Source organism: Psychrobacter sp. MES7-P7E (genome assembly GCF_002863645.1).
In the GTDB taxonomy this organism is placed as follows: Bacteria; Pseudomonadota; Gammaproteobacteria; order Pseudomonadales; family Moraxellaceae; genus Psychrobacter.
Window position 1 is genome coordinate 1 of the sequence record NZ_PJBU01000101.1, and the last position, 19,396, is coordinate 19,396.

Sequence of the window (19,396 nt, forward strand, 5' to 3'; positions counted from 1 at the left end):
TTTTTTTGGTTTAAACCTAATTATAATTCTTTGAGAATATATTCTTTTAACTTTTATATTGATTTTATCTAACCTCTTATCTAAAGACTAATTAATAAGCTTTATTATTAGGCAGGATTTACTTGACGCCTTTCAGTAACTAATAATTGGAGTTCATTTAACATTTCATTAGCTCTATTATAATCACCAGTAGGGAACTCAATAAAATCAATATTATAAGCTTCTCTATATGCCTCTTTTATAGACTTGTTTATACCTTCAGAAACAAGAGCATAATGAGGGTGTGAATTTTCATAAGCAATATTAGAGTTTTCCAACAATAATTGAATATCTGGATCAGAAAGACTATAACCAACAAAAAATAATGTATTTGTTAAAAATAGAGCATCAAGTACTTTATAGAAATTTGGATGATTTTGACGTTCTTTAAAATACTGAGATCTTGTAAGTACCATTTTTGACGGATCGCTAATACAACCATGCGCTTTTACAATTTGTCTAACAGGTGACCTTAAGTCTGAAACTAAATGACTTTCATAGTATTTACAGACATTATATAAGCCACTTTCTTGCCCACTTCTACAATAATTGTCATATATATCATCATAATTTGTTGTAACGACAATTTTGGGATCAATAGTTAAGATGCTTTCATGTATAGAAGATTGTTGATATCTGGGTACCGCCATAATATCTCTTATATAGGCAGAAAAGTCAGCGCGATTAGTGCTTCCAAATAAAATTTCTGCAGCATCAAGGTATTTTTCTTTAGCGATTAAATCATCAACTATTTCTAAAGAATCTTTATCTCTCGCAATACTTTTCAAGCCTTCTAATAATTGTATCCAATTTGGAGGACTCTTGGGATCTGTACCGACAGTTTTACAACCAGCGGATGCCCCTGCACCTAAAAATATTACACAACGTCTTGCTGCAAGTTCTTCAATCAAAGCTTTAGGCCACATATTCATCGTCCCAGAGTAATATTTTCAATAAGGTTAGCGCATATACCGCCAATAATTACTTCATATTGCTCTTTTTGCTTTCCCTGACTCCCGACAATTCCATCACTACTTTTTAATTCGAAAAGAGGTGCTGAAACAGATTGTGCTAGTGGAATTAGACTATATAAATGAGGAACATCACCTAATTGAAGGTTAGTGTGATTCATACCCAATGATAAGTATTCTGATAATGAGTTCTCTACCTCTGTTGGAACGTTCTTAATTATTTCCTCATATGCACGAGTAGGTCTTCTAACACCACCTTTAGACTTAGTTATATATTGTTGGATTGTATAACCGACATATCCTTTCGTTATTGGAAGGCTATCGTTACTATCAATATTAAAACGACTTAAGCTTCCCGGCGAATTTCTTTCAGATAGTTCTAGCCCAACTTGATACCGGTCAACCCATGATTTCAACCATGTTGAGATATTACGAATCCCTAATATACTAAAAATATCTGTTCCCATAGGAGTCATAAACTTATCGCAACCGATAAGTACGCTTCTATTAATAGAGCCCAAACTAGGTCCTAAATCATAAAGAACATAGTCATAGTTATTCTTAATTTCCTTTTTGAGAAAAGTATTCCAGTTAGTCTTTCTTATTCCACCAATGTCCCCACCTGTCAAATCATGCCAAGCAGCTCCAAGTCGATCTTCAATTATTGAAAAGGATGGGTGACCTGGAATTAAATCTACCCCAAAGCGATTATCTGAACTTTTAATAGGAATGATACTGTCGGAGATAGTCGAGTCACCATCTTCAATAGGTCTTAAAATATCACTAATTGTCGTTGTCACACCTGCAGCTGAATCAGCAAAGTACAATTCAGCTGCATAACTTTCACCCATAATCAACTGAGTCGCATTACATTGAGGATCGCAATCAATTACTAAGACTCTTTTACCTCCTCTTTTTGCTAGATAAGAAGCAATATTGCACGTAAGTGTGGTTTTACCAACGCCACCTTTATTATTGAACATAGCTATAGCTATCATATTTTTCCTTTATATATAAAGAGTGATTATTAATATATTTATATCGTAGCTGTTTATTTATTAGGGTTTGAACTTCACAAAACATTAAACCCAAACTTACCCAGCGCTTCTCTCAGCATCGCAATATTATAATAAGCGTGTGCATTGACGGTGTTTTGAAAGAAAATATAGAGCGTATCAAAATGCTGACGCTGATTAGCAATCGCTTGTGCCCAGTACTGCATCTCAGCTTCGCTATAGAGATAATCATGGCGATCAGCTGCGCTCATCGCATCCCACCAGTTTAGGTTATTGCCATGCATGCGCAGATAGCCAGTGCGTTCGGTAAATATCAATCGTGACGGTGGTAATCCGCTGACCTTTGGGTAATCAATGCTACACCAAATGAGACTTTGCTGTACAAAACTATCGACCACTTGCGGCGTGTGCCAAGCGTTATGACGAAACTCAATGGTGAGTGGGTAGTCTTGAAACCAACTGACAAGCTCTGCTAGATATAGTCGATGCTCGCGAGTACGATCAAAGCCATGTGGGAACTGAAGTAGTAAAGGCGCTAAAGCATTTGCTTCGATAAGTGGAGATAAGGCGTTTAGAAATGCTTGTGCGTGCTCGGCAGTGCCTTTGCGAGCGTGGGTAAAGTCTTGATGCAGTTTGACAGCGAACTTCAACTCGCTTTCAGCTTGTACATAAGCTTTATCAACCATACCAGCAAAGGCTTTTTGCCCGATGGGCGCATAGAATGTGCTGTTGATTTCGACTGCGCCATATTGCTTGGCATATTCACGTAAGAAATCGGTTTTTCTGGTGCCGGTGGGATACAGCGTACCGAGCAAGTCGGTGTCGCTATAGCCGCCAGTGCCGAGGTAAACGCGCGGGGTAGGGGAACTGTCCATGTTGACCACTCACTGCCGTTTTGAATAATAAAATTTACTAAGATATCTACTTTCGACTGCTATTTGACAAGCTACTTTTTACGCGACCAGAGCCATTCAATCAGTGCCAGTAGTGCATCATTATCTGTGCCAACGGTATCTTCATTGTCGCTAAGCTCACGACTATGTAGTTCATGAGAAATGGCTGCACGCCCGTCATTAAACAATGATTGCGCATAGCTGGTCGCGTCATCGACACCCATTAGTTTTACATAGGTAGATTTGTCTAGTTTTTCATCACTACCCGCAGGCTTACCAAGTGTATCTGTCGTCATGGTGACGTCTAGCACATCGTCTTGGACTTGAAAGGCGAGACCGATATATTGCGCGCATTCTTGCAATGCCATGCGCTGTGGGGCCGTTGCACCAGCACAGACGCCGCCCATGAGCATCGCCGCTTCAATCAATGCCCCTGTCTTATCACGGTGAATGGCTTCTAAATCATCCTGTGCAATATTGGCACTGGCTTCGGCATTGAGGTCTAGCATTTGACCTGACACCATGCGTCTGGCGCGCGGCGCAAATATTGCCATAAGCTGACTTGCGATATTTGCATCGAATGGCGCAAAGGTTGGCATCTCCGCGGTTAGTACTTCAAAGGCTAGTGTCTGCAATACATCTCCTGCCAGCAGAGCCGTCGCTTCATCAAAGGCGATATGAGCCGTCGGCTGACCACGGCGCAGCTCATCATCATCCATACAGGGCAAATCATCATGCACTAACGAATAAGTATGCAATAGCTCTACCGCCAATGCAGCACGGCGCGACATATCATAGTCTGAGTCGTTTTCTAGTAGCGTGTCCAGATCAGCATCGAGAGTATCGATATCATCATTAGGTTCGTCTGTACGTTCATTATTACTGTTATTAATACTGGCAAAAGCGCTGGCAACCATCAGTGGGCGTACCAGTTTGCCTTGACCCGTCATGACATAGTGGCAAGCATCTACTAGCGGGCTAGGGAGCTTGGCATAAGCAAACAAGACCTCGATATCTTGCGCCAATTGCTCGCGCACAGCACCATGAAACTGCTCAGTGCTTTGAAAAGAGACAAAGTCAAAAGGAATAACACCAGTAGAGGTAGTGCTAGAAGTAAGGGAAACAGTCATAATCCAACCATTTATCAGGGATACAGTAAAACTTATTAAGGATAAGGAAAAAACGCTATTAGTGTAGCATGATAGGTCATATTGCTTATGTGACACACAGTATCAATTGATTGTTTTTTGCATTTTTTTACCAAAGTCTATTCAAAAACAGTGCAATCTTATCTGCAATATAACGACAAGATTTCGTTACCGATGGATGATGTCACTCTCTTGTTGAATATGTTCTGATAAAAGAGCAAGCTAGGCTGGCACGTTAATCTTATTACCGTAGAAAAGTGGTACTGAATGTTTACACTGAATAGCTAGCACTGACCAAGTAGCATTTATTAAGTAGCGCTAACGGACTGTCGTTCCAAAGACGGCATGCATGAAGTCAACAACACGAAATAAATCTAAATTAACAATTCAGTATACATTTATTCACTAAAACACTTTTAGCGTAAGGTAAATGCCTGCAAGTGATTTAAGAGTGACTTGCGAGTATGGTATTAGCTTGTGACAGTTAGGGGCATAATCCCCTACACTAATTGACGTGAAAATGGTCTGATGGTGGCCCTACTGGGTTTTTTCTCAGGATGTTCAATCGTCGATACCGAGTGTTAGACCAAGTCTCAGTCAATATTTTGAACATCAGTACCTGCAACAGCAGTATATAAATGAAGCGTCATATGATGTCATGCAAGAGACGCAAAATGCGTGCATCATGATGAACGCTGGATAATAAAGACATCTTCACTTGTGAGCTGGTTATATGTTTGTCTTTATAACATGACAAGCGCACAGTGCTATTACCCATTTTACTAACAGTAACTGGCTATTTATTTTAATTCAAAACGTAGCTTTCGTTATATAGAAAGGAGTTTCAAATGGTATACCAAGGAAATCGCATCACGGTGACAATGCTAGAGGATGGCATCGCCAACATGCAGTACAACGCCGAAAATGAGAGCGTGAACAAATTTGATGCCGAAACTAACAAACAGTTTGGTGAAGCAGTTAGTGCGTTAGAAAAAGCCGACAACGTAAAAGGTCTTATCGTTACTTCAGCCAAAGGCGTGTTTATCGCTGGTGCTGATATCACAGAATTCGTCGGTTCTTTCAAAAAATCAGAAAGCGAGATCAAAGATTGGGTCGTTCATGTTAATGACGCTTTCAATCGTTTTGAAGACCTACCATTCCCTAAAGTTGCGGCTATCAATGGCGCGGCAATGGGCGGCGGTTGTGAAATGACTTTGGTTTGTGAATACCGTGTCATGAGTGACAAAGCGATCATCGGTTTGCCAGAAACTCAGCTAGGTATCTTCCCAGGTTTTGGCGGTACAGTTCGTAGTACGCGTATCATCGGTATCGATAACGCACTTGAGCTGATCGCGACTGGTAGCCCAAAGAAAGCATTGGCAGCATTGAAGCTAGGCTTGGTTGATGCGACTGTACCTGCTGATGATTTGCAAGATGCAGCAATTGACCTAGTCAAAAAATGTATCTCAGGTGAGCTTGATTGGAAAGCAAAACGTGAAGAGAAACTGGCTCCAGTTAAGCTAAACCAACTTGAGCAAGCAATGGCGTTCAACAGTGCCAAAGGTGCTATTTTTGCTAAAGCCAATCCTAAGCAATACCCAGCACCAGCGCTAGCAATCGAAGCTATTGAAAAACACGTTAACCTACCACGTGACAAAGCAATCGAAGTAGAAGCGGCTGGTTTTGCGAAAGCGGCTAAAACCCCACAAGCAGAAAGCTTAGTTGGTTTGTTCTTAAACGATCAATTAGTTAAAAAGTTAGCAAAACAGCATAGCAAACAAGCACATGACATCAACGAAGCCGCTGTACTAGGCGCTGGTATCATGGGTGGCGGTATTGCTTATCAAGCAGCCAGCAAAGGCTTGCCAATCATCATGAAAGATATCAAGTCTGAGCAATTAGACCTTGGTATGGGCGAAGCGAGCAAACTGCTTGGCAAAATGGTAGAACGCGGCAAGATGACCCCAGCAAAAATGGGTGAAACGTTAAGCCGTATCCGTCCTACTTTGAACTACGGTGATTTTGCTGAGACTGATATCGTTATCGAAGCCGTCGTAGAAAATCCAAACGTGAAGCGTGCGGTACTAAAAGAAGTAGAAGGTCTAGTAAAAGACGACTGTATCCTAGCGTCAAATACCTCGACTATCTCTATTACGTTCCTAGCAGAAGCGCTTGAGCGTCCAGAAAACTTCGTCGGTATGCATTTCTTCAACCCAGTACACCGTATGCCATTGGTAGAAGTTATCCGCGGTGAGAAATCATCTGAAGAAGCTATCGCGACTACCGTTGCACTTGCTTCTAAAATGGGTAAAGTGCCAGTAGTTGTGAATGACTGCCCAGGTTTCTTGGTAAACCGTGTATTGTTCCCATACTTTGGTGCGTTTGACTTGCTACTGAAGCAAGGTGCTGACTTTGCTCATGTCGATAAAGTTATGGAAAAATTCGGCTGGCCAATGGGCCCTGCATACCTAATCGACGTGGTCGGTCTAGATACAGGTGTACATGGCGCAGCAGTGATGGCTGATGGTTTCCCTGATCGTATGAAGCCTGATTATAAAGGTGCTATCCAGCATCTATATGACAATGAGCGTCTAGGTCAGAAAAACGGTATCGGTTTCTATAAGTACGAAATGGACAAGCGCGGCAAGCCAAAGAAAGTTGCTGATGAAGCCACTTACGAGCTGCTAAAAGCCACGACTGACAGCGAAAAGCAAACGTTTGACGATCAAGCGATCATCGACCGCACTATGTTAGCCTTCTGTAATGAAACAGTACGCTGCTTAGAAGATAACATCGTGAGTACGCCATCTGAAGCTGATATGGCTATGATTATGGGCGTTGGTTTCCCTCCATTCCGTGGTGGTCCTTGCCGTTATATTGATCAAATGGGTCTTGATAACTATTTGGCACTGTGTGAAAAATACGCACATCTTGGCAAAGCTTATGAAGCGCCACAAAAGATTCGCGACATGGCAGCTGCAGGCGAGACTTTTTACGCAACAGCGTAATAGTCAGTCATTACTAGGATGAAGTGCAGTACGTTTGCTATTTTGCATGAAAGCAATTGAGACATGAATCGTCTCCAATAGCGAACGTACGATTATAGTTGGTTCAGTTTAATGCTAGTACGAGTAAATCAAGCGCAAATGTACCTATTGTACTTTGAGCGGGGTTAACAAGGTAATAGTCGTAAATTGGGTTGACTACACTGACAATAAAAATTGAAAAGGAATATGGTATGACAACTTTAAGTCCAAAAGATGTGGTCATCGTAGATGGCGTACGCTCGGCAATGGGCAAAACCAAAAACGGTATGTTCCGTCATGTACGTGCTGACAGCATGTCAGCGGAACTAGTACGTGCGCTAGTAGAACGTAATGACTTTGATACCAATGATATCGAAGACATTATCTGGGGTTGTGTCAACCAGACGCTAGAGCAAGGATTGAACATCGGTCGTAACATCGGTTTGCTAGCTGGTATCCCAAAGACTGCTGGTGGCCAAACGGTTAACCGTCTATGTGGTTCTTCTATGCAGGCGCTACATACTGCTGCTGCACAAATCATGACCAACCAAGGTGATGTATTCATCATCGGTGGTGTTGAGCACATGGGTCACGTAGGCATGATGCACGGTGTTGATTTGAACCCTGCTGCTTCTAAGCATTATGCAAAAGCGTCAAACATGATGGGCTTGACTGCTGAAATGCTAGGCCGTATGAACAACATCACGCGCGAAGAGCAAGACGCGTTTGGTCTTGAGTCACATCGCCGTGCATGGGCTGCAACTACTGAAGGTCGTTTTGACAATGAAATCATCGGTATCGAAGGTCATGATGCTGCTGGTCGTCTGCAACTATGTACGGTTGATGAAGTCATTCGTCCAGATGCAACGATGGAGCAAATGCAAAAGCTACGTCCAGCGTTTGATCCAAAAGGCGGTACAGTAACAGCGGCAACCTCATCTGCATTATCTGACGGTGCGTCAGCGATGCTAGTAATGAGCGCACAAAAAGCCAAAGATCTAGGTCTAAAGCCACGTGCCCGTATCCGTAGTATGGCTGTGGCTGGTTGTGATGCAGCTATCATGGGTTATGGTCCTGTACCTGCTACCCAAAAAGCATTGAAGCGTGCTGGCATGAGCATTGATGACATGCAAACCATCGAGCTAAACGAAGCATTTGCTGCTCAAGGTCTATCAGTATTGAAAGGTCTGAACCTATCTGACAAGCAAGACATCGTTAACATCAACGGTGGTGCCATTGCTCTAGGTCATCCACTAGGATGTTCAGGCGCTCGTATCACAGTGACATTGCTAAACGCAATGGAGCAGTCAGATACTGAAATCGGTCTAGCGACAATGTGTATTGGTCTTGGCCAAGGTATCGCTACTATTATTGAGCGTGTTTAATCTTATTTATATAAACAAGATTATTTGAACACTCAATAAGTAGCTACTCGCTAACGAAAAACCTCTAGTCATAACGGCTGGAGGTTTTTTTATGGGTAAAACTGATGTTTGGTAAGCTAGTAAATCACAGAGTCGAAAAGCACAGTATTACGGCGATTAAAAATTATCTCCATTGACGCATTCATGAAACTATGACTAAATAAGAGGAAGATGAACCATGGCACTGTTTATGATAATTCTAAAATAGTTTTTAGTTGCAACTGTCAGCCGTACAAGGAGTGTACTATGTCTACTATGATTAATGATCGCACCTATCGAATCGCTCGTGAGAATACCCAAGCAATGATTGTTGATGTGCAAGAGCGCTTAACGCCGCATATCTATGATCACGAAAACATTGTCAAAAAAACCGTTACCTTGATTAAAGGGCTGCAAGCGCTCAATATTCCAATCATGCTCAATGAACAATATAAAAAAGGCTTGGGCGATACCTTGCCAGAGCTGCGCAACATACTCGAAGGAGACAATGCCAAGAGCTTTGAAAAGGTCACGTTTAGTGCCTGTGATAACAACGATTCATGGCACCATCTAGCCCAACAGAATCGTAGTACCGTGTTGCTTTTTGGTGCTGAAGCTCATGTTTGTATTATGCAGACGGCACTGGATTTATTGGATAATGGTATGCAGCCTGTCATTATTGGTGACGCGGTGGGTTCTCGTTTTCCTTATGACAAAAAGCAAGCAATTCGTCGTATTCGCCGTGCAGGTGGGGTGATTAGTACTGTCGAATCAATCTTATTTGAGCTGTGCCGTAGCAGCGAAGATCCTGCGTTTAAAACCATCATTAATTTGATTAAGTAGGTGGTTTAAGCCTTAGGTGCTTAAAAACTTGGATAAATAGGGATTTAATTTAACCATTTATTTTCTAACTTAGAATAGATAGCGCTTGGTAAGATAAGCGCTATTTTTTTGATAGCGATAATAGTCTTTTAATCATTACTAGATATCAAACTAATTATAATACCTTTAGCAATGAAACTTAAAATCGCTAGAACTTATAACCGTTAAAACCAATAATTAGAGAAAACCAGAGAAAAAATAATGTCGCAAGTCAGTTCTATATCACTCACTCATTCCGAAGCTACTTCACATATCCAAATCGATGATGTCACTCATTTCTTATTAGAGTTAGATGCGCTCAAACGAGTGAATCGCCGCAGCTATGTGACACAGACTACTCGCAAAGAAAACTCTGCCGAACACTCTTGGCATCTAGCGATGGCATGTTGGTCGATTGCTGAATTATTTGCGCTAGACGTCAATCATGAAAAGTTGCTGAAGATGGCGTTGGTTCATGATTTGGGTGAGATTGATGCGGGGGATACTTTTTTATATGCTGATACGCGTACTGATGCACACGTCGAAGAGCGTGCAGGCATTGCCAGATTGCAACGTGAGCGAGGCAATGGCATTAGTGATTTGAGTGAGGTTTGGGAAGCGCAGGAAACAGGAAGTGGCAAAGAAAGTCAGTTGCTCAGAGTGGTTGATCGCTTATTGCCGTTTTTACTCAATCTAAATACCGATGGTAAAACGTGGATTGAGCTTGGTGTTACGCGCTCGCAAGTGGTGGGTGCGCATGCATTTATCAAAGACAGTTTCCCTCCTATCCATGACTGGCTATCACATAATATTGCATACGCAACTCAGCAAGGTTGGCTGATTGACGCATAAATCTGCATAAGTAACAGACATAAAAAAAGACCAATAAAGCATTATGATTTACGCTTAACTGGGCTGATATTTTCAGTACTCTTATACAGGCGTGTTATTGAGCATTTGCCATTCCTAGCAATTGACCCATTTGCACGACGCTATTGGCTTGCATACTATCTAGCCAGTCAGCCTTTGCCGCTTTTGGTAATACCACGATAGCCGTTGAGCCTAAATAGAAGCGTCCAAGCTCTTCGCCTGCTGCAAACTGCATATCGTGATCCGCTTCCTGTATATCATCCGTGCGGGTAATCTTGCCTGTCGCGACGGTTTCGATACCAGCGACAATCATAGCACCAACCATCACAACAGCTGCTTTGCCATACTTTGTATCAAACATACAGACCAGACGCTCATTACGCGCAAACAAGTCTGGCACGTTAGCCGCCGTAGTATTGTTGACCGAAAACAGGGTGCCAGGCACATAGCGAGTCTTAGTCAATGTGCCAGTAAACGGCATATGCACACGGTGATAATTGCTAGGTGCTAAGTAGATAGTTGCAAAACTACCATCAGCGAAATAACTGCCATCTTCACTATCAGCAAGTAGTTGGCCGACATCATAGTGACGACCTTTTGCCTGTAGTAGTTTATGGTCTTCGATTTGTCCTAGCTGAGAGATAATACCGTCCGCAGGACTTACGATACCGTTTGCCGTGGCGTCGATAGTACGAGCATCTTCTTTTAACTCACGGGTAAAAAAGTCATTAAAACTTTCATAAGCGTTGAGGCTTTGGCGTTCGTACTCGTCTAAGCTGATATTATAAGCTTTGGCAAAGCTACGGATAAAGGTGCGTTTGACATAAGGGTGGCGACTGGCGGCCAAACGTCCAGCGACTTTACTGAGCTTTTGCTGCGGCACAAGCTGTTGTAAGGTGGTAAATACATTCATAATAAGGCTACCAAAATAAGGTGTAATGTAATAGGGGCGCGTTGGAAATTCGACCATGGCACTGACAGCGGCTAAAATTGCGCCATACTACGTTGTAAATCTAGATAAGGCGCGAGCATTATCGTCGTTTTACGTCTTGTCTGGAACAGTTTTAGCGATCTGCAGTACCTATTTCTGAATATCAAACACGCCCTAATAATAGTTAAGTTAATGACGGTATTTTATCATGGACAGCATATTATTGTATGGCCATAATCTGTTAAGGAATTAGTAAATGAAAGCACTCATACAACGGGTGAAGCACGCTAGTGTGGTCGTCGATCAACAGTGTATCGGTGAGATTGGGCATGGGGTATTGGCATATATTGGCTTAGGGCATGAAGATGATTTTGCCGCTGCCCAGCGTATGATTGACAAAATATTGACCTATCGCATTTTTGAAAATGACGAAGATCCTGCCAAATTTGGTAAACTGGATAAAAACGTTCAGCAGGTCGGTGGTGGGCTATTATTAGTTTCACAATTCACCTTGATGGCAAAAACAGACAAAGGTCGCCGACCAGACTTTGGTGGTGCGATGGCACCTGCTGCGGCGCAAGCGTTATTTGAACAACTGGTCGATTATGCCAAAACTAAGCATCCAAATGTGGCAACTGGTCAGTTTGGTGCGGATATGCAAGTGTCGAGCGTCAATGATGGGCCGCTTAATTTTTTACTAGAAATCTGATTTTAGAGTGTCATCAAGCTGTCATAATTAATCCGTTTAATAGGTAGAGACTGGTGAGTATATATCGCCTTTTTACATGCTAGATTTTGTCCGCTAACACCGAGAATGTCCTATGTATAATGAGCAAATTTTGATTGTTGAAGATGAGCCTGCGATTCGTGAAATGGTTGTCATGACGCTAGAGATGGCTGGGTTTGATAGCTTGCAAGCAGCTGACGTGTCAGAGGCGCATCAGCAAGTGGTCGATCATAGACCGTCACTGATACTGTTAGATTGGATGTTGCCGGGTGACAAGAGCGGTGTGGATTTTTGTCGCATGCTCAAAAACGACGAGCTACTCTCTGAAATACCAGTCATTATGCTAACGGCAAAAAGCGAAGAAGATAGTAAGGTGCACGGTCTTGATGCAGGCGCAGATGATTATATGACCAAACCTTTTTCGACTCGTGAGCTGATTTCTAGAATCAAAGCCGTACTACGCCGCAGTAGCGCGATGAGCAGCGATAAACCTATCGAAATTGGACAGTTAAGTTTAGATACCAAGAGTCAGCGCGTGACAGCTGCAGGTAAAATCGTTGATGTTGGGCCTACAGAGTATCGCCTATTAGCATTTTTTATGAGTCACCCTGAGCGCGCCTATACACGAACGCAGCTGCTCGATCAGGTATGGGGCGGCAATGTATATATCGAAGACCGAACCATTGATGTGCATATCAAACGTCTACGTAAATTACTACGACCTTATGACTGTGATACATTGATACAGACGGTACGTGGAACAGGCTACCGATTTTCTAGCCTGATTGAGCCAAGTTAATCTTGTACAAATAATGCCGCAGCAATATAAAGGCCGCGGATAGTGGTAAGGATAAAAAATGGACAAGATAGCGCCAGCACAGAGTGAGCAATCAGCTCTATTAGAGCAAATATCTACTCAAAGTACAGCTGAGCAACTCAAAAAAATCGGCAGTGCACTACGAGCCTTGCGCGATGCAGTGATTTTGCTCAACAATCATGATGGACTAGAATGGTGGAATCAGGCGGCACAAGACTTATTGCTGCTACAGCCAGAAGATAAAGGTCAAAATATTTTTGACTTTATTACTGTACCTGAGTTCCGCCAGTATTATGAAGGTACAACGATACCTAACGACGGCGTCCATATAGAATCATGGCGAGATCCTAGTCGCTACTTAAAGTGCGAACTAACGCCTTTCGGTGATGAAAAATTGCTGTTTGTATATGACGTGACCCGCCTGCGGCACTTAGAGCAAATGCGTCAGGATTTTGTGGCGAATGTCTCGCATGAGCTTAGGACACCATTGACGGTAATGATGGGCTACCTAGAAAATTTCTCCGATCAGCCAGATATGCCGCCGCAATGGCGGCGCGGTTTTGAGCTGATGACACAGCAAACAGCCCGTATGAATAGAATCGTGAACGACTTGCTGCTACTGTCTAAGATTGAAATCGAAGAATCACACGAGCTGCATTACATAGATATGACTAAGCTACTAACCAATATCTACGACGATGCACAAGCGTACAACCAAGCGTACAAACACATCATTCATTTGCATATAGATACGTACGATGGGCTGTACGGATCAGAGATGTACTTGAATAGTGCGCTATCCAATCTAGTAATCAATGCCATCAAATATACACCAAAAGGTGGCAATATCACTATCAGCTGGACAAGGACGTCTGATGGCTGCCGTTTCGCGGTCGAAGATGATGGGATCGGTATTGCGTCAGAGCATATCGCCCGTTTGACAGAACGTTTCTATCGTATCGACAAAGGTCGCAGTCGTGCGACAGGTGGTACGGGGTTGGGATTAGCGATTGTAAAGCACGTATTACACCAGCACGAAGCACAATTGCAAATCGATTCAGTAGAAGGGGAAGGATCGACATTTAGTGTGGTATTTCCTTCAAACTACGTCAGATCCGTCACAGCCAATTAATATAATTTCTGGCTTATATTAGCGTTGGTTTTTCGGCTTCGATCTTTTGGTTAATACAAACTTAGCACTACTTCAAATTAGGTTAACGACATACCTTTCTGTATTCGCTAATCCTTTTGCAAAAGTGGATAAGGGTTGACCGCACTGCCATTAATATAGATACCATAGTGTACATGTGTCGGTGTTCCTTTTGCATTACCGCTATCACCCACATAACCTATCACGTCGCCCTGATTGACCCAGTCATTGGGGGAGATGTCAGCATAGTCCTCTAGATGAGCGTAGTAATGTCCTGCGCCACCAGGCCCTACCACCACGACTACGCGCCCACCTAATGTGTTCTCACCAACTTTGCTTACTACGCCTTGTGTGGTCGACTGCACAGGAGTGTTGCGCGGCGCAAAGATATCAATGCCTTCGTGGGAGCGGCCTTGGCTACGTGCCGCGCCCCAAGTGTCTGTCAGGTTTCGTTCTGGTAGTGGACTGGGCAAGCTGTTTTCTGTCGGCAGCTCTTGTTGCAATAGACTCAATTGTTGCCATTTGGCAACCACAAATGATTGCGTTTGTTGACTGATACTGGGTAGCAGTTTATCAAAGACAAATAACAGTGCTAGTAATACGATAGCCTTAATCAGTAGGCTTATTAAACGACTAAAAAAAGAAGGTCTGGGAGGCTGGTTGTTTCCATCTGCTAGCATTGATGTCTCATATATATTTTATGTCATTTGAGATTTTATTATAAAAGCTTCGTCTGATAACGTATGTATCGCATTGTTATCTATCGTTTTTACCCCCATAGATATTCTTATGGTTAAGGATATAGACAGCAAATACAGTTCTATCTACTTAACATTTCTGCTGAGCATGACAGTTGCTACTGATGGTTAATACTTTATGAATGATGCTTTTAAGCCTGCTGACATTTCTGCCACGCGCGAAACAGCGCTGGTTATCGATACTGAAACAGATCAGGGTAGTGATCCCAGACCTATCCAAGTTGCTACTATCAATGTAGCAACTGGCTTTGAGTGGATGAAATACTTTAACAGTGGTCGATCTATTTCGCCTGTTGTCATAAAGGTGCATGGTATTACCGATGATGATGTGGCTGGACTAGAACGTTTTGAGCTAGAACAGTTTGAATTACCAGAGTACTTGATTGGTCACAACGTACGTTTTGATTGGCGAGTGATTGGCAGTCCTTCTGCTAAGCTTATTTGTACGGTGAGGCTTGCGCGGGCAGCCTTTCCAGAATGGCGTGCTTACAGTCAGTCTAAGTGTATCGAGCAGCTATTGGGCAAGGGTGAGGCTAGTGCAATGACGATTGCCGCTCATGATGCGCTTGGCGATGCTCGAATGTGCTATTTGCTGTATCAAGCATGCTGCGAGCGTCTAGAGATTGCGCCGACAGATTTTGCAGCGGCACATGCTATCTCTAATAAAGCGACCCCTGTGAGCAAGATGCCGTTTGGTAAGCATAAAGGCAAACCTATCAAAGATGTGCCTATCAACTATGTTAAATGGATGATAGGCAATATTCATAATATGCAGCCATCGCTGTATTCGGCACTGACTAAACGCTTAAAACTGGAAGAAGCAGAAAACGCGAAAAAGTAATCTAAATTATCATGGGTCTGCTATGTAAGGTGCGACATGGTGCTAAGCTTATGGTTGGTCGTGCAACCATGTCACCGCCATCTGCCATAGCTGCGGCGCTTTGATATTGGTCTTACTGCTAAAATAGCGCATATGACCGATATGATTTAGTCCAAAATCCTCAGGGTTTAAGAATCGCTTTTCTACGGGCATTTTTGTAAACACCCTTATCATATCGTCCATGTTTTCACTATTGGCGATATCATCATCGCTAAAGCCAAGCCATAGTGCTGGCATGCTGAGCTCATCGTAGAAATGCGTGTGTATGCTTTTGCCAAATGCGGTTTTGATATAGCCTGCGCCATTGCACCATTCACGCCATTGACGAGCCACGCCGCGTGGTAGCGGCTCACCCATACCAATTTTGTCTGACGGTGTATAGCCCAGTGCTAAATTAGTAAATGGAATAAATGCATCCATAAAGCCCATGGCTTTGAGCTTATAGGGCATGCCCATATTTTTGATACGTCCTGAAGAGCAAGCGACATTGAACACTGAGCCAATCGCCTGATAGTTAGGCATCAAGCCAATGAGCTGACCACCCGCACTATGACCGATGAGATGATAAGAAGCCTCAGGAAACTCATCTTGTAAGGCATCAAGTACAGCTGGCATGTCATGGCGACCCCAACTGATCAAGGAAGCGCTACATTTTGCTAGATCGGTCGATAGGGACTCACCGATTCCTTCGTTATCAAAGGTCAGCACCCCAAAGCCGCTTTCTGCTAGATAGGTCGCAAAATTATGATAAAAGTGACGCTTAATACCTGTGGCTGGTGCCATCATGATTGCTTTTTTTGTCGCATCTTTAGGGCGATAGACAGTGGCTGCCAATGCTTGGTTGCGATCGGTCATGATGCTTAATGAGTAAATATCAATATTGCTCGCATCATGCACATTACTTTTACTAGTGAGATTGCTATTAACCACAGAGCTTGATAGCTCGGCAGTAGGAAAGGCGTTATGATTATCCATGGGTATACCTTAGTATTTTTATTAGTAGATAATGAATATCGAACTATGATGAACAATAAATGCGCATCTTGAAAGTGTAGTCGTTGCGTAGTGATAAATCGTTGTGACTATGTGGTAGCATTGCTTATGTTAAGATAAATGCTGGCAAGACAGTTGCTCAAATATGACTTCCAAGTTTTATATAGCTTGGTTGAGTTTGTCTTATGAATCATGTGCATGACAATATAAATGACAGGTGTCGGTATGCAGCCATCACTAATAACAAGCACTCAATAAAAACTGACAGGTAATTAAGGAAGCTATATGCAAATGAAAATCAACGATGATACTTATGACGTAATCACGAGTAAAGACATTACCAATATCGAAAAAGCAGTCGACAAGTCTGCCTTATCAATGCCGCTCGTGGCTGTGTATTGCGGTTCGCGCTTGGGCAATGGTGACGTATATGAACAGGCAGCACGTGAGCTTGGCAGTGCATTAGCAAATAATGGCATGGGGCTAGTATATGGTGGTGCTAGTATCGGTCTGATGGGCGCAGTTGCGGATGAAGTAATTAATGGCGGCGCGCAAGCAGTGGGCGTGATTCCAACCTTTATGCTCAAGCACGAAATCGCTCACGAGCAGCTGACTCGGTTGCATTTGACTGACACTATGCATACGCGTAAGACCGTCATGGCAGAGTATGCCGATGCCTTTATCACGCTACCGGGCGGGCTAGGAACATTAGAAGAAATCATGGAAATTGCTACGTGGCGTCAATTGTACCAACACGAAAAACCAATGATTATTCTAAATATCAATGGTTTTTATGACCGTATGATTGAGCATTTGAAATATACCACTGAGCAAGGCTTTATGAAGCAGGAAGATTTAGATCGTCTAGTAGTGTGCAATACCATCAGCGAAGCGATCGATATGCTACAAACAGTAGTGACCATAGATGATGCTGTGGATACGGAGAAAATGGCTGGTAGTAATAGTTAAGCCGTATCGCTATTAATACACAGCAAATGCTTAAATATTAAAAGCTATTGCAAAAAAGGAGCAGATAACCAAATCTCGGTTATCTGCTCCTTTATTATATGTATTAACAACCTATCAGCGAATCATGTCTATTAGGCATCAACAGGCGTGAGATCATCCAATGCTACTTCACGAATACTATGATTGACATGAGCCATCGCAATTGGAAATCCACGCTGTTCAGCGAGCTCACGTGCAACCTCATCCACGGCCACACTATCGTTATGGACAAGGTACGACCATTCATGAGCATAGCGACTACGATTCAGAGGTGTATCGTTCTCTATCAAGCCTAGATCTGTCAGCTCATTAACTATTTGGTCAGCGGCAATCAAGGTCGAAGATGCTTTGACGTTTTCTGCACGGGCATAGCGTATATTAGAATATAAACTCACATCAGCGACTCGCAGAGTATCATCCTGTCCGGGAATCTGCTGCCCACCGTATAGCGCGTTACCAACAGTACGCGCGCTGTTAAATGTCGGTACAAACTCCGCCACATACTCAATCGCTTGCTGACTACGTGCCTGTAAGGGTGCTTTATCCCAACCATCTTCAATATAATGCACGTATTGCTGTGGCAGTTTGGGCTGCGCACTGTCTTCACTTGATGCGACAAGACCATCATCAAACAAGGTAATGGCTTTACTCATACCATGAATCTGAAAGTATCCGCCAGGGTAGGGAGTAAGCTGCGCCATGCCTTCTGGTGTACCTCGTTGACCGTAGACGATAATCTCTGGTATCTGTCCACCAGCATCGCCCCAATGGGTCACATAAGACGATTTGAACTCAACCATACACGTAACTTCGACACCAACCATATCATCGATGACACCAGTGCGGAATCCGCAAGCATTGATTAGATAATCAACTTCGATAGACTCAGGCTGAGAGGCGTGTTCTTGACTATGGATTTGTTGATAGTCAATACGCCATTTGGTGACATGATGGTCAGCGTTGGTACAGTTCTCACAATCTACCGGCACGACTTTTTGCACAGCGGTTTCGGTAAATACGTGCGCATTGTCGTACTCTTCGAGCGCAAGCTTGGCAGAAGCTGCTAAACGAAAAATGTTCCAACCATATTCTTGAACAACAATTAAAGGAAATTTAACTTTGTTCAAATCCAAATATCTAGCGACTGGAATCATCCATTCATCAACTGTACTTGGTACAGCGACTTGCTCACGTTCAGACAGCTCAATCAATTGCTCATGGCTATAAAGTTGATAGTAATCTTTAGGCTCACCCAATACTTTATTATTAACATCTTGCTCGATCAGTTCTTGATAAGCATCGGTCAAAATATCCAAACGCGGTAGTAAATCTTCAGGCAGTCCTTCGTCACGTGTCGGTACAGCAAACACCGTAGGACGGACGTCAATAGTGTGCGGATACAAACGCAAAATATCGATACATTGCTTAAGCAGCGCTACGCAATCTTCGTCCGGTATTTCACGGTACAAGTTACCACCTGCATGCAAATGACACATAGGTGGTCCATCAATGAGAGATTTTTTCTTTTCAAACAAATAGGTCTCTAATCCTAACGCAGCAAGTCGAATCGCAATCGTCGATCCCGCAGTACCGCCGCCCAAAATGCCAACGCGCTTTTTAGGTTGAGTGTTTTGTGCCCCATAAGATAACACCCCAGAATGAGCGTCACGATTAAAGGATTGAGCGTATTTTTTATCAAAAGACTGAGTCATTGTCGTCGTTGTATCCTTAATAGCATCTGTATTAGGCCGTGCTCGGTATATGTATCAAATGTTCTATATTTCTTGATATGCGTGCGAAGGTAATTAAGTTCAACACACAAATCTGAACTTCAATAGTCATCTTTTCTATTGTTTAGCCATTCTTCATCTCTATAGGTTTATTTTACGAAGAACTACAGACAAT

17 protein-coding genes are annotated in these 19,396 nt (G+C 42.9%); 9 read left to right on the forward strand and 8 right to left on the reverse strand.

Translation table 11 applies throughout. The features are described from left to right. Nucleotides 1-107 precede the first annotated feature (107 nt). The 4 genes from CXF62_RS08685 to CXF62_RS08700 form a co-directional block, all read right to left on the reverse strand. Nucleotides 108-965 carry an SIR2 family NAD-dependent protein deacylase gene (locus tag CXF62_RS08685; RefSeq protein ID WP_185156626.1) on the reverse strand — a complete coding sequence of 286 codons (858 nt, stop codon included), beginning with the start codon at nucleotides 963-965 and terminating at the stop codon, nucleotides 108-110. Nucleotides 966-967: 2 nt separating this feature from the next. Then, nucleotides 968-2,008, reverse strand: coding sequence for a ParA family protein (locus tag CXF62_RS08690; RefSeq protein ID WP_102093938.1), 1,041 nt, complete (start codon nucleotides 2,006-2,008; stop codon nucleotides 968-970). 74 nt (nucleotides 2,009-2,082) lie between these two features. Beyond that, nucleotides 2,083-2,901, reverse strand: coding sequence for a DUF72 domain-containing protein (locus tag CXF62_RS08695; RefSeq protein WP_102093939.1), 819 nt, complete (start codon nucleotides 2,899-2,901; stop codon nucleotides 2,083-2,085). 71 nt (nucleotides 2,902-2,972) lie between these two features. Beyond that, nucleotides 2,973-4,049, reverse strand: coding sequence for a polyprenyl synthetase family protein (locus tag CXF62_RS08700; RefSeq protein WP_102093941.1), 1,077 nt, complete (start codon nucleotides 4,047-4,049; stop codon nucleotides 2,973-2,975). A gap of 866 nt (nucleotides 4,050-4,915) precedes the next feature. Between CXF62_RS08700 and fadB the strand changes: the two genes are divergently transcribed. From fadB to CXF62_RS08720, 4 genes are all read left to right on the forward strand, one after another. Then, the gene (gene fadB, locus CXF62_RS08705; RefSeq protein WP_102093942.1) at nucleotides 4,916-7,075 is read left to right on the forward strand and encodes a fatty acid oxidation complex subunit alpha FadB; all 2,160 of its coding nucleotides are present in this window, start codon (nucleotides 4,916-4,918) and stop codon (nucleotides 7,073-7,075) included. A 230-nt stretch (nucleotides 7,076-7,305) separates the two neighbouring features. Further along, nucleotides 7,306-8,478 carry an acetyl-CoA C-acyltransferase FadA gene (gene fadA / locus CXF62_RS08710; RefSeq protein ID WP_057761795.1) on the forward strand — a complete coding sequence of 391 codons (1,173 nt, stop codon included), beginning with the start codon at nucleotides 7,306-7,308 and terminating at the stop codon, nucleotides 8,476-8,478. Nucleotides 8,479-8,763: 285 nt separating this feature from the next. After that, on the forward strand, nucleotides 8,764-9,339 hold the full coding sequence (locus CXF62_RS08715) for an isochorismatase family protein (RefSeq protein ID WP_102093943.1): 576 nt from the start codon (nucleotides 8,764-8,766) through the stop codon (nucleotides 9,337-9,339). A gap of 240 nt (nucleotides 9,340-9,579) precedes the next feature. After that, nucleotides 9,580-10,209 carry an HD domain-containing protein gene (locus CXF62_RS08720; RefSeq protein WP_102093945.1) on the forward strand — a complete coding sequence of 210 codons (630 nt, stop codon included), beginning with the start codon at nucleotides 9,580-9,582 and terminating at the stop codon, nucleotides 10,207-10,209. Between the two features lie 94 nt (nucleotides 10,210-10,303). Here CXF62_RS08720 and asd read toward each other — a convergent pair whose 3' ends face one another. Next, nucleotides 10,304-11,140: an archaetidylserine decarboxylase gene (gene asd / locus CXF62_RS08725; protein ID WP_102093946.1), complete on the reverse strand. Its 837-nt coding sequence runs from the start codon at nucleotides 11,138-11,140 to the stop codon at nucleotides 10,304-10,306. Between the two features lie 274 nt (nucleotides 11,141-11,414). Between asd and dtd the strand changes: the two genes are divergently transcribed. The 3 genes from dtd to phoR all read left to right on the forward strand — a co-directional run bounded on the left by dtd (nucleotide 11,415) and on the right by phoR (nucleotide 13,834). Beyond that, nucleotides 11,415-11,867, forward strand: a complete 453-nt coding sequence (dtd, locus tag CXF62_RS08730; RefSeq protein ID WP_102093948.1) for a D-aminoacyl-tRNA deacylase — start codon at nucleotides 11,415-11,417, stop codon at nucleotides 11,865-11,867. A gap of 112 nt (nucleotides 11,868-11,979) precedes the next feature. Next, on the forward strand, nucleotides 11,980-12,684 hold the full coding sequence (gene phoB, locus CXF62_RS08735) for a phosphate regulon transcriptional regulator PhoB (RefSeq protein WP_057761786.1): 705 nt from the start codon (nucleotides 11,980-11,982) through the stop codon (nucleotides 12,682-12,684). A 58-nt stretch (nucleotides 12,685-12,742) separates the two neighbouring features. Then, on the forward strand, nucleotides 12,743-13,834 hold the full coding sequence (gene phoR, locus CXF62_RS08740) for a phosphate regulon sensor histidine kinase PhoR (protein WP_102093949.1): 1,092 nt from the start codon (nucleotides 12,743-12,745) through the stop codon (nucleotides 13,832-13,834). A gap of 107 nt (nucleotides 13,835-13,941) precedes the next feature. On the opposite strand, the gene CXF62_RS08745 is transcribed toward phoR, so the two are convergent. Next, nucleotides 13,942-14,532, reverse strand: coding sequence for a M23 family metallopeptidase (locus CXF62_RS08745; protein ID WP_101205360.1), 591 nt, complete (start codon nucleotides 14,530-14,532; stop codon nucleotides 13,942-13,944). A gap of 196 nt (nucleotides 14,533-14,728) precedes the next feature. On the opposite strand from CXF62_RS08745, the gene CXF62_RS08750 reads away from it, so the two are divergent. After that, entirely contained in the window at nucleotides 14,729-15,451 is a 723-nt protein-coding gene (locus CXF62_RS08750) for a putative quorum-sensing-regulated virulence factor (RefSeq protein WP_102093951.1), read from the forward strand. A gap of 48 nt (nucleotides 15,452-15,499) precedes the next feature. On the opposite strand, the gene CXF62_RS08755 is transcribed toward CXF62_RS08750, so the two are convergent. Then, the gene (locus CXF62_RS08755; protein ID WP_322868754.1) at nucleotides 15,500-16,345 is read right to left on the reverse strand and encodes an alpha/beta hydrolase family protein; all 846 of its coding nucleotides are present in this window, start codon (nucleotides 16,343-16,345) and stop codon (nucleotides 15,500-15,502) included. Between the two features lie 423 nt (nucleotides 16,346-16,768). Between CXF62_RS08755 and CXF62_RS08760 the strand changes: the two genes are divergently transcribed. Then, nucleotides 16,769-17,452, forward strand: a complete 684-nt coding sequence (locus tag CXF62_RS08760) for an LOG family protein (protein WP_057761780.1) — start codon at nucleotides 16,769-16,771, stop codon at nucleotides 17,450-17,452. Between the two features lie 131 nt (nucleotides 17,453-17,583). Here CXF62_RS08760 and CXF62_RS08765 read toward each other — a convergent pair whose 3' ends face one another. Further along, a complete protein-coding gene (locus CXF62_RS08765; RefSeq protein ID WP_102093954.1) occupies nucleotides 17,584-19,203 on the reverse strand; it encodes an FAD-dependent oxidoreductase in 1,620 nt (539 codons plus the stop codon). Between the last annotated feature and the right edge of the window lie 193 nt (nucleotides 19,204-19,396).